12 protein-coding genes are annotated in these 13,399 nt (G+C 71.9%); 11 read left to right on the forward strand and 1 reads right to left on the reverse strand.

What is annotated here, in order from left to right; all coding sequences use genetic code 11:
- Positions 1-67 precede the first annotated feature (67 nt).
- From ACT3UF_RS06625 to ACT3UF_RS06640, 4 genes are read left to right on the forward strand one after another with little or no spacing between them, the layout of a single operon-like run.
- Positions 68-916 (forward strand): DUF3100 domain-containing protein, encoded by an 849-nt coding sequence (locus ACT3UF_RS06625; RefSeq protein ID WP_444502034.1) that lies wholly within the window; start codon positions 68-70, stop codon positions 914-916.
- Entirely contained in the window at positions 916-1,485 is a 570-nt protein-coding gene (locus ACT3UF_RS06630; protein WP_444608183.1) for a hypothetical protein, read from the forward strand. Before ACT3UF_RS06625 ends, ACT3UF_RS06630 begins: the two co-directional genes overlap by 1 nt.
- A complete protein-coding gene (locus ACT3UF_RS06635; protein ID WP_444608184.1) occupies positions 1,485-2,366 on the forward strand; it encodes an NAD(P)-dependent oxidoreductase in 882 nt (293 codons plus the stop codon). Before ACT3UF_RS06630 ends, ACT3UF_RS06635 begins: the two co-directional genes overlap by 1 nt.
- Complete coding sequence (locus ACT3UF_RS06640) at positions 2,363-3,898, forward strand: aldehyde dehydrogenase family protein (RefSeq protein ID WP_444608185.1); 1,536 nt, start codon at positions 2,363-2,365, stop codon at positions 3,896-3,898. Before ACT3UF_RS06635 ends, ACT3UF_RS06640 begins: the two co-directional genes overlap by 4 nt.
- A 150-nt stretch (positions 3,899-4,048) precedes the next feature.
- Here ACT3UF_RS06640 and ACT3UF_RS06645 read toward each other — a convergent pair whose 3' ends face one another.
- Positions 4,049-4,531 carry an Lrp/AsnC family transcriptional regulator gene (locus ACT3UF_RS06645; RefSeq protein WP_444598870.1) on the reverse strand — a complete coding sequence of 161 codons (483 nt, stop codon included), beginning with the start codon at positions 4,529-4,531 and terminating at the stop codon, positions 4,049-4,051.
- 179 nt (positions 4,532-4,710) lie between these two features.
- Between ACT3UF_RS06645 and ACT3UF_RS06650 the strand changes: the two genes are divergently transcribed.
- Genes ACT3UF_RS06650 through ACT3UF_RS06680 form a run of 7 tightly spaced genes read left to right on the forward strand, consistent with a single transcriptional unit; the run spans position 4,711 to position 13,392 of the window.
- Positions 4,711-5,862: a thiamine pyrophosphate-dependent enzyme gene (locus tag ACT3UF_RS06650; RefSeq protein ID WP_444598871.1), complete on the forward strand. Its 1,152-nt coding sequence runs from the start codon at positions 4,711-4,713 to the stop codon at positions 5,860-5,862.
- Positions 5,859-6,893 (forward strand): alpha-ketoacid dehydrogenase subunit beta, encoded by a 1,035-nt coding sequence (locus ACT3UF_RS06655; protein WP_444598872.1) that lies wholly within the window; start codon positions 5,859-5,861, stop codon positions 6,891-6,893. Before ACT3UF_RS06650 ends, ACT3UF_RS06655 begins: the two co-directional genes overlap by 4 nt.
- A complete protein-coding gene (locus ACT3UF_RS06660) occupies positions 6,893-8,248 on the forward strand; it encodes a dihydrolipoamide acetyltransferase family protein (protein WP_444598873.1) in 1,356 nt (451 codons plus the stop codon). Before ACT3UF_RS06655 ends, ACT3UF_RS06660 begins: the two co-directional genes overlap by 1 nt.
- A 3-nt stretch (positions 8,249-8,251) precedes the next feature.
- Positions 8,252-9,853 (forward strand): carboxyl transferase domain-containing protein, encoded by a 1,602-nt coding sequence (locus ACT3UF_RS06665; RefSeq protein ID WP_444598874.1) that lies wholly within the window; start codon positions 8,252-8,254, stop codon positions 9,851-9,853.
- A 25-nt stretch (positions 9,854-9,878) separates the two neighbouring features.
- On the forward strand, positions 9,879-11,927 hold the full coding sequence (locus ACT3UF_RS06670) for an ATP-binding protein (RefSeq protein WP_444598875.1): 2,049 nt from the start codon (positions 9,879-9,881) through the stop codon (positions 11,925-11,927).
- On the forward strand, positions 11,924-12,430 hold the full coding sequence (locus ACT3UF_RS06675; RefSeq protein WP_444598876.1) for a MaoC family dehydratase: 507 nt from the start codon (positions 11,924-11,926) through the stop codon (positions 12,428-12,430). The genes ACT3UF_RS06670 and ACT3UF_RS06675 overlap by 4 nt, the downstream gene beginning before the upstream one ends.
- Positions 12,427-13,392 (forward strand): HpcH/HpaI aldolase/citrate lyase family protein, encoded by a 966-nt coding sequence (locus tag ACT3UF_RS06680; protein ID WP_444598877.1) that lies wholly within the window; start codon positions 12,427-12,429, stop codon positions 13,390-13,392. The genes ACT3UF_RS06675 and ACT3UF_RS06680 overlap by 4 nt, the downstream gene beginning before the upstream one ends.
- Positions 13,393-13,399: the final 7 nt, after the last annotated feature.

Here is a 13,399-nt window from a genome sequence, read left to right on the forward strand (position 1 = left end):
TCCCCGCCGGGAGGTTCTCCTCACTGCCGAGGAAGCGCAGTCCCGGCCCTTCCCCCGAGGAGGACCCATGGAGACCGCACGTGGTCTGCTCCAGCTGTGGCCCTTGCATCTCGCCGTCCTGGTCATCGGCGTGATCAGCCAGTTGATCGGGATCCGCAGCATCCCGATCGGCATCGGCACCATCCTGCTGCTGCCGATGCTGTTCGCCTTCGCGATGGCTCTGCTGCTGAACCCCAACATCATCGGCGCGGTCAAGAAGCTCATGCCTGCCCGCCGCGCCGCCGCCGCGAGCCCCCTGATCGTCATCGCGATCATGCCGTTCATCGCCCGCTTCGGCGCCGACATCGGCCCCGGGATCGAGCTCGTGATCCGCTCCGGCCCGGCTCTCCTGCTGCAGGAGATCGGCAACCTCGGCACCATCGTGCTGGCCTTCCCGGTCGCGGTGTGGATCCTGAAGATGGGCCGCGAGTCGATCGGCGCGGTCCACTCCATCGCCCGGGAGCCGAACATCGCGATCATCGCGGACCGCTACGGCCTGCGCAGCCCCGAGGGCACCGGCGTGCTCGGCGTGTACGTGATGGGCACGCTGTTCGGCACCTTCATCTTCGCCATCATCGCCTCCGTGCTCTCCACCGCGAACGTGTTCAGCATCGAAGCCCTCGCGATGGCGTGCGGCGTCGGTTCCGGCTCGATGATGGCCGCCTGTGCCGGAGCGCTCGCCGCCGCGAACCCCGGATCCGCCGAGACCATCACCGCGCTCGCCGGTTCCTCGAACCTGCTCACCTACGCCACCGGCATGTACGTGTCCTTGTTCGTGGCGCTGCCGATGGTCGAGTGGATGTACCGCAGGGCTCACCCCGACGACCCCGGCAACACCCGCCGATCCGCCGTCACCTCGAAGGGAGAGGCAGCCTGATGACCGACGCCACCAGCCAGAACCCCGCCGGCCAGAATCCCCTCGGCCAGAATCTCGCCGGCAAGAACTCCGCCGACGACCTCACCGACCGCGACTTCGCCGAGACCGACGAACGCAAGGTCGCCCTCGTGCCCACTCTGCGCGACCTCGCCGTGATCTCCCTGATCTCGGTGCCGATTCAGCTGATCGCCACCGAGCTGACCGTGCTCGACATAGTGATCGGCCTGGTGGTCCTCTACGGCATGTGCGTGCTGGGCCTGCTGCTGACCAAGTACGTGCCGCTGCGGCTGCCGTCGGTCGCCTGGATCTCCCTGGTCGCCGTGGTGCTCACGCTGCCGATGCTGCCCTGGGCAGGCGTGATCTTCCCGCTGGTGGAGGGGATCAACTTCCTCGCCCTCGCAGTGCCGCCGCTGGCCTACGCGGGCTTTGCGATCAGCAAGCTCGAGATCGATGTCCTGAAGCGCTCCGGCTGGAAGATCCTGCTGGTCGCGATCATGGTCTTCCTCGGCACCTATGTCGGCTCCGCTCTGATCGCAGAGATCACCCTGAAGATCACGGGAGGTGCGTGATGGCCCCGGCGGTGAACACCGAGCGCATCTCGAGCTTCGTCCTCCCGGACCGCATCGTGGTGGGGCTGGGACATATGGGCGCCGGCATGGCCGCGAGCCTGGTGCGGGCCGGCCACCGGGTGCTGGGCGTGGATCCCGGCCCGGTGCCCACTCCCGCGGGAGTCGTACGCACCACCCTGCCCGAGGCCCTCGCCGAGGCGCAGGCACCGGTGCTGGTGCTCTCCCTGCCGGGCACCGAACAGGTCGATCAGCTGCTGCCCGACCTCGAGCAGGCCCCGGCCCCGGTGCTGGTCATCGATGCCAGCACCTGCCCGCCGGCCGATACCCGCCGCCGCGCCGAACGGCTCGCGGGCCACGGGCACGTGCTGGTCGACGCCCCCGTCTCGGGCGGCCCCTCCGGTGCGGCCGACGGAGCGCTGACCGTGTTCCTCGGCTGCTCCGAGGAGCACCTCGAGAGGGTGCTGGACGCGCTCGATCCGCTGGCCGCCCACGTCAACCATGTCGGTGAGGTGGGCGCGGGCAATACCGCCAAGCTGATGAACAATCTGCTGTGCGGCGTCCACCTCTCCGCCGCGCAGGCCCTGCACGGCGCGGCCGAGGCCTCCGGGGTGGAGGTCGAACGGCTGCTGGCGGCGGTCAACACCGCCTCGGGCCGCAGCGGCGTGACCGAGGTGAACCTGCCCCGCTGGGTGCTCTCCGGCAGCTTCGACTCCGGCTTCCCAGTGGGCCTGATGGCTCGCGACGTGGGCCTGGCCGCGGAGATGACCGAAGAGCTCGGCGTCTCCTCCCCGCTGGTCGAAGCGGCCCGTGCGATGTGGGATGGACTGCTCGAGCAGATCGGAGCGACAGCAGACTTCAACAAGATGGTGACCACCCGATGAGCCCTGCTCCGACGCCCTCCGGCTCCATCCCTGCTCTCACCTCCGCGCCGCCCGAGCTCGACATCTGGCAGCGGCTGATGGGAACCACCGAGATCGGCAGTCATGTCGCCGGGCAGGTCCTCCCGGGCACAGGGGACGAGGTGGAGCTCGTGGATCCTGCCGCGGAGACGGTGCTGGCCGGCTACCGGGACGGCGCCGAGGCCGCGGTCGATGCAGCTGTCGACGCGGCCGCCTCCGCCCAGCGCATCTGGTGGGGGCTGACCGCGTCCGAGCGGGGCCGCATCCTGTGGGGGATCGGTGCGCAGGTGCGCGAGCACCTCGAGCAGATCGCCCGTCTCGAGGCCCGCAGCGCCGGCAAACCGCTGCAGGACGCGACCGGGGAGACCACCAAGGTCGCCGAGATGTTCGAGTACTACGCGGGCTGGGCCGACAAGCAGCACGGCGAGGTGATCCCGGTACCCACCAGCCATCTCACTTACACGGTGCGCGAGCCGTACGGGGTGATCGCGCAGATGACCCCGTGGAACGCGCCGGTGTTCACCGCGGGCTGGCAGCTCGCCCCTGCGCTCGCCGCCGGGAACGGCGTGGTGCTCAAGCCCTCCGAGCTGAGCCCGTTGACCTCGCTGCTGCTCGCGCGGCTCGTCGAACGGGCGGGCGCGCCCGTCGGGCTGGTGAACGTGATCGCGGGGCTGGGGCCGACGGCAGGCAATCGCCTGGTCACCCACCCGGGCATCGCCAAGGTGGTGTTCGTGGGCTCTCCAGCCACCGGCCGACGGATCGCGGCCGCCGCGGCCGAGCAGCTGACCCCCTGCGTGCTCGAGCTCGGTGGCAAGAGCGCGAACATCGTCTTCGACGATGCGATCCTGGACCGCGCCGTCGGCGGAGCGGCCGCCGCGATCTTCTCCGGCTCCGGGCAGAGCTGCGTGGCAGGCTCGCGCCTGCTCGTCCAGCGCTCCGTGCACGATCAGGTCGTCGAACGCCTCGGGAAGCTCGGGGCCGCGATCCGTCAAGGCGATCCGATGGACCCCGACACCCAGGTGGGACCGGTGCAGAACCGGGCCCAGCTCGAGCGGATCACCGCGATGGTGCAGGATGCGCGTGCCGGGGCAGAGGTCGTCACCGGCGGTATGCGGCTGGAGCGACCGGGCTTCTTCTACCCGCCCACCCTGCTGGCGGGGGTCGCCAATACTGACGACATCGCCCAGCGCGAGGTGTTCGGCCCGGTCGTCGCCGCGATCCCCTTCGACGACGAGGAGGAGGCGATCGCGCTCGCCAATGCCACCGACTTCGGCCTCGCCGGCGCGGTGTGGACCGGAGCCGCGGACCGCGGGCATCGCGTCGCCGCCGCGCTGCGGGCCGGGACCGTATGGGTCAACAGCTACAAGACCATCAATGTCATGGCGCCCTTCGGCGGGTTCGGGCACTCCGGCTTCGGCCGCTCGAGCGGCTACGACGGCCTGCTGGAGTACTCCGAGCCGAAGGCGGTCTGGGTCGAGACCGATGCTGAGGCCCCGCTGGCCTTCGGGTACTGAGCCCTCCGTGCACGTCGATCCCCTCTGAGCCCTCCGTGCACGTCGATCTCCTCTGAGCTGTCGCTTGGTGTGTTCTTAGGCGACAGTTCAGAGGGGATCGACGGGGTCGTGGGGATCCCACGCCCGCTCAGCGCCCGATCCCCCGCAGGCTCACCGCCCGATGTCGCGCCCGATGTCGCGCTCGAGGACGGGGGCGAGGCGGAAGGGGATCAGCTCGCCCATCGCGAGGGAGGTGTCGGTGCGGATCACGCCCTCGCAGCCGAGGATCAGCTTGTTGACCCGGTAGAGGTCGTCGGTGTCGCGGCACACGCAGCGCACCAGGATGTCGTGCAGGCCGCTGAGCCCGTGCACCTGCACCACCTCGGGGATCTCGCGCAGCTGTGCGATGACCTGCTCGAGCCGCGGCTGGTCCACCTGCGTCTCCATGAACGCCGTCAGCGGATAGCCGAGCGACGCCGCGTGCAGCCGACGGTCGTAGCCCTGCAGCGTCTGCCCCGCCTCGAGCGCCGCCAGCCGGGACTGGACGGTGTTGCGCGACAGGCCCAGCCGCTCGGCGAGGGAGACGATCGTCGAGCGGGGGTTCTCCGTCATGGCCAGCAGGAGACGTCGGTCGGTGTCATCCACGGTGCGCATAGTGCGTGATCCTACGCCCCCGTAGCCTCAGGTGTTGAGCATTGTGCTGAAGTTCAGCGGAATCCGTTGTACGTCCTGCACTCCCGGCGTAGCGTGCACGGTGACGATGACGTCACGCGCACCCACCCGGTGCGGACGTCCCATGCGCCTATCCGGCGCGGCGGATTCTGGAGGTCCGAATGTTGACGACCACGTCAGCTCCCGACCAAGACCTGGTCGCTGGACTCGTACAGCCCCTGTACGTCCTCGCTGAGGACGGCACCCGACACCCCGACCCCACTCTTGATCCTCTTCTGCGCGACGTGGACGAGGCACTGCTGACCCGTCTGTATCTCGACATAGCGGTGATCCGTGCCCTCGACGACGAGGCCGTCGCCCTGCAGCGGCAGGGCGAGCTGGGGCTCTGGCCGCCGCTGCGCGGCCAGGAAGCCGCCCAGATCGGCCTGGCCCGCGCCTTGCCGAGCACGGACTTCTTCTTCACCTCGTACCGGGAGAACGGCCTGGCCTGGTGCAGGGGCGTGAGCCCGGGCGAGATGCTCTCTGTCTGGCGCGGCACCACGCTGTCCGGCTGGGACCCCTTCGCCCACCACATGGCCACCCCCCAGGTGATCATCGGGGCGCAGGCCCATCACGCCGTCGGCTACGCCATGGCCACGAAGGCGCAGGGCAAGGACGACATCGCCGTCGCCTGCTTCGGGGACGGCGCCGTCAGCCAGGGCGACCTCAACGAGGCGATGGTCTTCGCCGCCTCGTTCCGCGCACCTGTGCTCTTCTTCTGCCAGAACAACCAGTACGCGATCTCCGAGCCGGTCGCCCTCCAGGCCACGGTCCCGATCGCACTGCGCCCCACCGGCTTCGGGATCCCCTCCCTGCGCGTGGATGGCAATGACGTGCTCGCGATGCGGGCGGCGAGCCTGTTCGCGGCCCGGCACATCCGCTCCGGGAAGGGGCCGATGTTCATCGAGGCGGTCACCTACCGGCTCGGCCCGCACACCACCAGCGACGACCCCACCCGCTACCGCGACGAGGAGGAGCTGGAGACCTGGCGACGCCGCTGTCCGCTCGGGCGCCTCGAACGTCATCTCGAACAGCTCGACATCGACGTCGAGGAGCTCCTCACCGACGCGAAGAGCCGCAGCCTGGAGGCCACCACCGCGCTGCGGGAGGCGGTGACCACGCTGCCCGACCCCGCTCCGGAGAGCCTGTTCGAGAACGTGCTGTCCACCGAGCATCCGGGCCTCGTCCGGCAGCGGGAGCAGTTCCGGGCCTTCACCGCCTCCCTCGCTCCCGAGGCGCCGGAAGCACGGCCGACGGAGGGATCTCCGGCATGACCACCACCACGAGCACGAGCACGAGCACGAACACGACGACCACCACCATGACCATGGCCGCAGCGCTGAACGCCGCCCTGCGTGACGCCCTCGCGGCGGATCCTGATGTGCTGCTGATCGGTGAGGACATCGGCGCCCTCGGCGGCGTCTTCCGCATCACCGACGGGCTCCAGGGCAGCTTCGGCCCCGACCGGGTGATCGACTCGCCGCTCGCGGAGTCGGGGATCATCGGCACCTCCGTCGGCATGGCCTATCGCGGCATGCGCCCGGTGTGCGAGATCCAGTTCGACGGCTTCGTCTACCCGGCCTTCGACCAGATCGTCGCCCAGGTCGCCCGCCTCCATTACCGCACCGGCGGGCGCGTGCAGATGCCGCTGACCATCCGGATCCCCTTCGGCGGCGGCATCGGCGCCGTCGAGCACCACTCCGAATCCCCCGAGGCCTACTTCGCCCACACCCCCGGCCTGCGAGTGGTCACCGTCGCCGACCCCCAGGACGCCTACTCCACGATGCGTGCCGCGATCGAATGCCCCGACCCCGTCATGGTGTTCGAGCCGAAGCGTCGCTACTGGTCCAAGGGCGAGGTGGACACCACCGTGACCGCCGACCTCTCCTCGGCGCGGGTCCTGCGAGCGGGGACGGACGCGACCCTCGTCGCCTACGGACCGCTCGTGGTCACCGCCCTCGAGGCGGCGGTCGCGGCGGAGGACGACGGCATCAGCCTCGAGGTGATCGACCTGCGTTCCCTCTCACCGCTGGACCGGGACACGGTCGCCGCCAGTGTGCGCCGCACCGGCCGCCTGGTGGTCACCCACGAGGCACCGGGCAACGTCTCGCTCTCCTCCGAGGTGATCACCTCGGCCGTGGAGGACTGCTTCGAACACCTGGAGGCCGCCCCCGAACGGGTCACCGGCTTTGACACCCCTTACCCGCCTGCCGCGGTGGAGGACCACTACCTGCCCGGCATCGACCGGATCCTCGACGCTGTGGACCGCACGCTGGGCCGACGCAACTCGAGGGACGCTGCCTGATGAGCGACTTCCGACTCCCCGATCTCGGGGAAGGACTCACCGAGGCCACGATCGTGGCCTGGCAGGTCGCTGTGGGCGACGAGGTCACCCTGAACCAGGCGCTGGTCGAGGTGGAGACCGCGAAGGCCCTGGTCGAGCTGCCGAGCCCCCGCGCCGGGCGGGTCAGTGCGCTGCACGCCGCCGAGGGCGAGACCCTCGCCGTCGGCTCGCCGCTGATCGGATTCGAGGAGGTGGGTGCGGCAGTGTCCGCGGGGGGTTCTCCGGCCGACGGGAGCTCCGCGGCCGACGGGAGCCCTGCGGCCGGAGCGGCCGACGACTCCACGGCCGTGCCGTCGAAGCCCGACGCCCCGCAGCGCCAGCAGGTGCTGGTCGGATACGGGCCCGTGCTGCCCGGCACCGGACGGCCTCGCCGTCGGCGGCGCTCCTTCGAGACCGAGCCGTACGTCGGCCGCAGCGCGGGGGTGGCCGTGGGCGGGACCGCCGCCCATGAGACCCCGAAGGCGATGCCGCCGGTCCGTCGACGCGCCCGTGACCTGGGTGTGGACCTCGCGGCGATCCATGGATCGGGCCCGGGCGGCAGGGTCCTGCGCGCCGACGTCGAGGCCAGCGCGAAGGGGGCGACGGCGGCGTGCGCGGGGCCCTCCGCCCGCACCCGCGCGTCCACCCGGGTGCCGGTGACCGGCCTGCGCCGCGAGACCGCGCGGGCGATGACCGACTCGGCCTTCACCGCCCCGCAGGCCTCGGTGCACACCACGATCGACGTCACCGACACCCTCGAACGGCTGCGCCGCCCGGGGCGGGACGGGAGGAAGTCGTCGTTCCTCGCCGCGGTGTGCCAGGCGATCCTGCCGGCCGCCGCCCGGACCCCGTCGGCCAATGCGCGCTACGACGCCGAGGCTGGGGAGATCGAGCACTTCTCCCGCGTCGCGCTCGGCATCGCCGTCGCCACCGAGCGCGGCCTGGTGGTCGCCACCGTGCCGGACACCGAGGAGCCGGACACCGAGGAGGCGGACGGCGCGACGCTCACCGAGCGGATCGCAGCGCTGGTCGCCACGGCACGGGAGGGGTCCCTGACCCCGGCGGAGCTGACCGGCTCCACGCTCACCGTCACCAACGTCGGCGTGTTCGGGGTCGAGGGCGGGGTGCCGATCCTCAACCCCGGCCAGAGCACCATCATGGCGATCGGAGCGCTGCGCACCCAGCCCTGGGAGCACCGCGGCGAGATCGCGCTGCGCACCGTCGTCACGCTCACCGTCTCCTTCGACCACCGGGTGCTCGACGGCGCGGAGGCCTCCCGGTTCCTCATGGACGTCGCCGACGTCCTGTCCGACCCCGCGACCCTGCTGACGAGGTAGCCCATGGATGTACTGCGCACAGCCATTGCCGCGGATGGCGCCGCCGCCGACCGTGCTGAGTCGATGGAGGCCCTGGTCACGGAGCTGCGGAGCCGTCTCGCCGTCACGGCCGAAGGCGGCTCCGCCTCCTCCCGGGAGAAGCACCGCGCGCGCGGCAAGCTGCTCGCCCGCGAACGCATCGACCGCCTGCTCGATCCGGGCACGCCCTTCCTGGAGATCGCACCGCTGGCGGCGGAGGGGATGTACGACGGGGCCGCCCCGGGCGCCGGGGTGGTCGCCGGGGTCGGGATGATCCAGGGCCGGCACTGCCTGGTCCTCGCCAACGATGCCACCGTCAAGGGCGGCACCTACTTCCCGATGACGGTGAAGAAGCACCTGCGTGCCCAGGAGATCGCGCAGGAGAACCGCCTGCCCTGCGTGTACCTGGTCGACTCCGGCGGCGCATTCCTGCCGATGCAGGACGAGGTGTTCCCCGACCGTGACCATTTCGGCCGGATCTTCTTCCACCAGGCCCGGATGAGCGCCGCGGGCATCGCGCAGATCTCCGCCGTGATGGGCTCGTCCACCGCGGGCGGCGCCTACGTCCCGGCGATGAGCGACCAGACCGTCATCGTCCGCGACCAGGGCACGATCTTCCTGGGCGGACCACCACTGGTGAAGGCCGCCACCGGCGAGGAGGTCAGCGCCGAGGACCTCGGCGGCGGAAAGATGCACACCGAGGTCTCCGGCGTCGCCGACCACCTCGCCGAGGACGACGAGCACGCCCTGTCGATCCTCCGCGACATCGTCGACACCCTCCCGGCACCCGGGCCCGTGCTGCCCCGCCACGAGCCCCGCGAGCCCGCCGTGGACCCGGCGACCATGGGCGCCGCCGTGCCGGCGGACCTCTCCACCCCCTACGACGTGCACGAGGTGATCGCCCGGGTCGTCGACGCCGGTGAGTTCTCCGAGTTCAAGCCCACCTACGGCACCACCCTGGTCACCGGCTTCGCCCGGATCCACGGCCACCCGGTCGGCATCGTCGCCAACAACGGGGTGCTGTTCAGCGAGTCCGCGCTCAAGGGCGCCCACTTCGTCGAGCTCTGCGACCAGCGCGAGATCCCGCTGGTGTTCCTGCAGAACATCGCCGGATTCATGGTCGGTGCCGAGTACGAGCGCGGCGGCATCGCCAAGGACGGCGCGAAGATGGTCACCGCCGTCGCCTGCGCCCGGGTCCCGAAGCTCACCGTCGTCATCGGCGGCTCCTTCGGCGCCGGCACCTACTCGATGTGCGGCCGCGCCTACTCGCCGCGATTCCTGTGGCTGTGGCCGAACGCCCGGGTGTCCGTGATGGGCGGCGCCCAGGCCGCCGCCGTGCTCGCCACCGTCAAGCGCGATCGGATCGAGGCGGGCGGCGGCACCTGGAGCGCGGACGAGGAGGCCGAGTTCACGCGCCCGATCATCGAGGAGTACGAGACCCAGGGCAGCCCCTACTACTCCACCGCCCGGCTCTGGGACGACGGAGTCATCGACCCCGCCGAGACCCGCACCGTGCTGGGCCTGGCCCTGGACGTCGTCTCCCGCGCCCCGCTGGCCGAGCCCAGCCACGGCGTCTTCCGGATGTGAGGCCCCGATGAGTGAAGAGAGCCGGATGAACGATGAGCTGCACAGGAGCGAGGGGCCGCAGATGGGCGAGGGGCCGCAGAGGATCGACAGCGTCCTGATCGCCAACCGCGGCGAGATCGCGATGCGGATCCTCCGCACTCTCCGCGACCTCGGCCTGACCGGGATCGCCGTGCACACCGACGAGGACGCCGGCGCCGCGCACGTGGCCGCCGCCGACCGGGCCGTGCGGATCGGCTCCTACCTCGACGGTGCCGAGATCATCGCCGCCGCCCGCGCCACCGGTTCCCACGCCGTCCACCCCGGCTATGGCTTCCTCGCCGAGCGCGCCGACTTCGCCCGCGCCTGCAGCGAGGCCCAGCTGGTGTTCATCGGCCCGTCGGCCGCGGCGATCGAGACCATGGGTGACAAGATCTCTGCCCGGGCCGCGGTCACCGCCCGCGACGTGCCCGTCGTGCCGGGGCTGGCCGAGCCCGGGCTCGATGACGCCGCACTGATCGCGGGCGCCGCAAAGATCGGCTTCCCGGTGCTGGTCAAGCCCGCCGCCGGCGGGGGCGGCAAGGGGATGCACGAGGTCTTCGCGGCCGAGGAGCTGCCCGGCGCGCTCGCCGCCGCCCGGCGGGAGGCCGCTGGGGCTTTCGGCGACGACACCCTCTTCCTCGAGCGCCTGATCACCGCGCCGCGCCATATCGAGGTGCAGGTCCTCGCCGACAGCCACGGGAACGTGATCCACCTGGGGGAGCGCGAGTGCTCCCTCCAGCGCCGCCACCAGAAGGTGATCGAGGAGGCGCCCAGCCCCTCCCTCACCCCCGCGCAGCGCGAACGCTTCGGGCAGGCCGCGGTCGCCGCCGCCCGCGCCGTGGACTACGTCGGCGCCGGCACCGTCGAGTTCATTATCGACGGCACCGCCCCCGATGCGCCGTTCTTCCTCGAGATGAACACCCGCCTGCAGGTCGAGCACGCGGTCACCGAGGCGATCACCGGGATCGACCTGGTCGCCGAGCAGATCAGGATCGCCGACGGCCGGCCGCTCTCGCTCACGCAGGACGAGGTGCGCCTGGAGGGCCACGCGATCGAGGCCCGCGTCTACGCCGAGGACGCCTCCGCCGGATTCCTGCCCACCGGCGGGACCGTGCTGGCCCTCGCCCTGCCGGGCCATGTGCGGGTCGACCACGCCCTGACCGTGGGCACCACCGTCTCCAGCAGCTACGACCCGATGCTCGCGAAGGTGATCGCCCACGCCCCCACCCGCACCCAGGCGCTCGCCGCCCTGGACCGCGCCCTGGGCGCCACCCACGTGCTCGGCGTGGTCACCAACACCGCGTTCCTGCGCTCCCTGCTCGCCCTTCACGAGGTGGCGCGCGGAGACCTGGACACCGGACTGATCGAACGCCGCCTGCCCGAGCTCGCCCCGCCCCCGGTCAGCTCGCGCGCGCTCGCCGTCGCGGCGCTCCTGCACCGGGACCGGGTCGCCCGCTCCCGGCCCGATGATCTCTGGCACCGCCCCTCCGGGTGGCGGCTCGGGCAGCCCGCCCCGTTCGTCGTGCGGCTCGAAGGGCACCAGGAGCCACCGCTGGAGATCGCGCTGACCGGCAGCCCGGCAGGGGCCCGCGCACGGGTCGGCGAGGACGAGTTCGACCTCGCCCTGCACCCCGGCGCGGTCACCGTCGACGGCTGCCGCCTGCCGCTGACCCACCACGCCGCCGATGACACGGTGTGGATCGGGCTGCCGGGCGAGGACCGCGAGCTGACCCTGCACCGCCGGACCCACAGCCCCACCGGCCAGGAGGCGGCGCCGACGCTCGACTCACCGATGCCCGGCACCGTCACCACCGTGCTGGTCGCCGACGGGGACCGGGTCAGCGGCGGTGACCCGGTGCTGGTGGTGGAGGCGATGAAGATGGAGCACACCCTGAACGCCCCCGGCGACGGCATCGTGCGCCTGCACGTCGGCGCCGGGCACCGGGTGGCCCGCGGCGAAGAGGTCGCCCAGGTGCTGCCCGAGGAGCCCGATACTGCGGGGACCACCCCGGACCCCGCCCCTGAATCCGTCCCCTCGCAGGAGGTCCGCTCATGACCGACGACACCCCCGACGGGCCCCGCATCGTCCAGCGCGGGCTCTTTGCCGACGAGCTGCAGATCGGCGCCACCTACGAGCATCGCCCCGGCCGCACCGTCAGCGAGGCGGACAACATCCTGTTCTCCACCATGACGATGAACCCTCAGGCCCTCCACCTCGACGCCGCCTGGAGCGAGACCACCGAGTTCGGGCAGCGCCTGGTGAACTCGATGTTCACCCTCGCCACCGTCGTCGGCGCCTCGGTCGCCCAGATCACCCAGGGAACCCTGGTGGCGAACCTCGGCTTCGAGGAGATCTCCTTCCCGCACCCGCTGCACCACGGCGACACCCTCTACAGCGAGACCACGGTGCGAGGCGTGCGCGCCTCCGGCTCTCGGCCCGGCCAGGCGGTCGTCTCCCTCGTCCACACCGGACGCGACCAGCACGGCGACGTCGTCGTCCGCGCCGCCCGCAGCACCCTGATGCACTACCGACCCACGCCCGATCAGGAGCACTCATGACCAGCACGCACGAGCACGCCGCGCCGGGCAGCCGGACCACCTGCCGCCAGCGGCACGGCGCCCCGGACGCCCAACCGGCCGACGAGCATGAGTCCCTCCCGCTGGGACCCTCGCTGCTGTTCTGCCCCGGGGACCGCCCCGACCGCTTCGCCAAGGCCGCCGACCGGGCCGATGCGGTGATCCTCGATCTCGAGGACGCCGTCGCCCCGGAGGACAAGGCCGCCGCCCGAGACGCCGTCGCCGCCCACCAGCTCGACCCGGCCCGGACCATCATCCGGGTCAACGCGCCCGGCGGGCCCGACGTCGAGGCCGACCTCCGCGCCCTGAGCGCGCACCGCCCCCGCTGGGTGATGCTGCCCAAGGCGAGCAGCCTCGCCGCGGTGGACCGGCTCGTCGGGGCCCTGCCCGGGGTGCGGGTGGTGGCGCTGTGCGAGACGGCCGGCGGCATCCTCGCCGCGCCCGCGCTCGCCGCCCACCCCGACGTGGCCGCGCTGATGTGGGGCGGGGAGGACCTCATCGCCTCGCTCGGCGGGACCTCTTCCCGGCACGCCGACGGCAGCTACCGCGACGTGGTCCGCCACGCGCGCTCCAGCGTGCTCCTGGCCGCGCGGGCCCAAGGACGCAGCGCGATCGACGCGATCCACACCGACCTCGCCGACGAGGACGCCTGGCGCGCCGAGGCCGAGGACGCCGCAGCCAGCGGCTTCACCGCCACCGCCTGCATCCACCCCGCCCAGGCCGCCGCCATCCGCGCCGCCTACGCCCCCAGCCCCGCCGAGGCCGCCTGGGCCCGCGGCGTGCTCGAGGCCGCCCAGCGCCACGGCACCGGGGTGTTCGAGCACGAGGGACGCATGGTCGACGGACCGATCCTGCGCCACGCCCGTTCGCTGGCCTTCCGCAGCCTCGCGGGAGTCCTCGACCCGCAGATCCCCGATCCGTACCGCACTGCGCGGGATGCATGAGCACCGC

This window comes from Brachybacterium sp. AOP24-D1-21, assembly GCF_052378665.1.
GTDB lineage: Bacteria > Actinomycetota > Actinomycetes > Actinomycetales > Dermabacteraceae > Brachybacterium.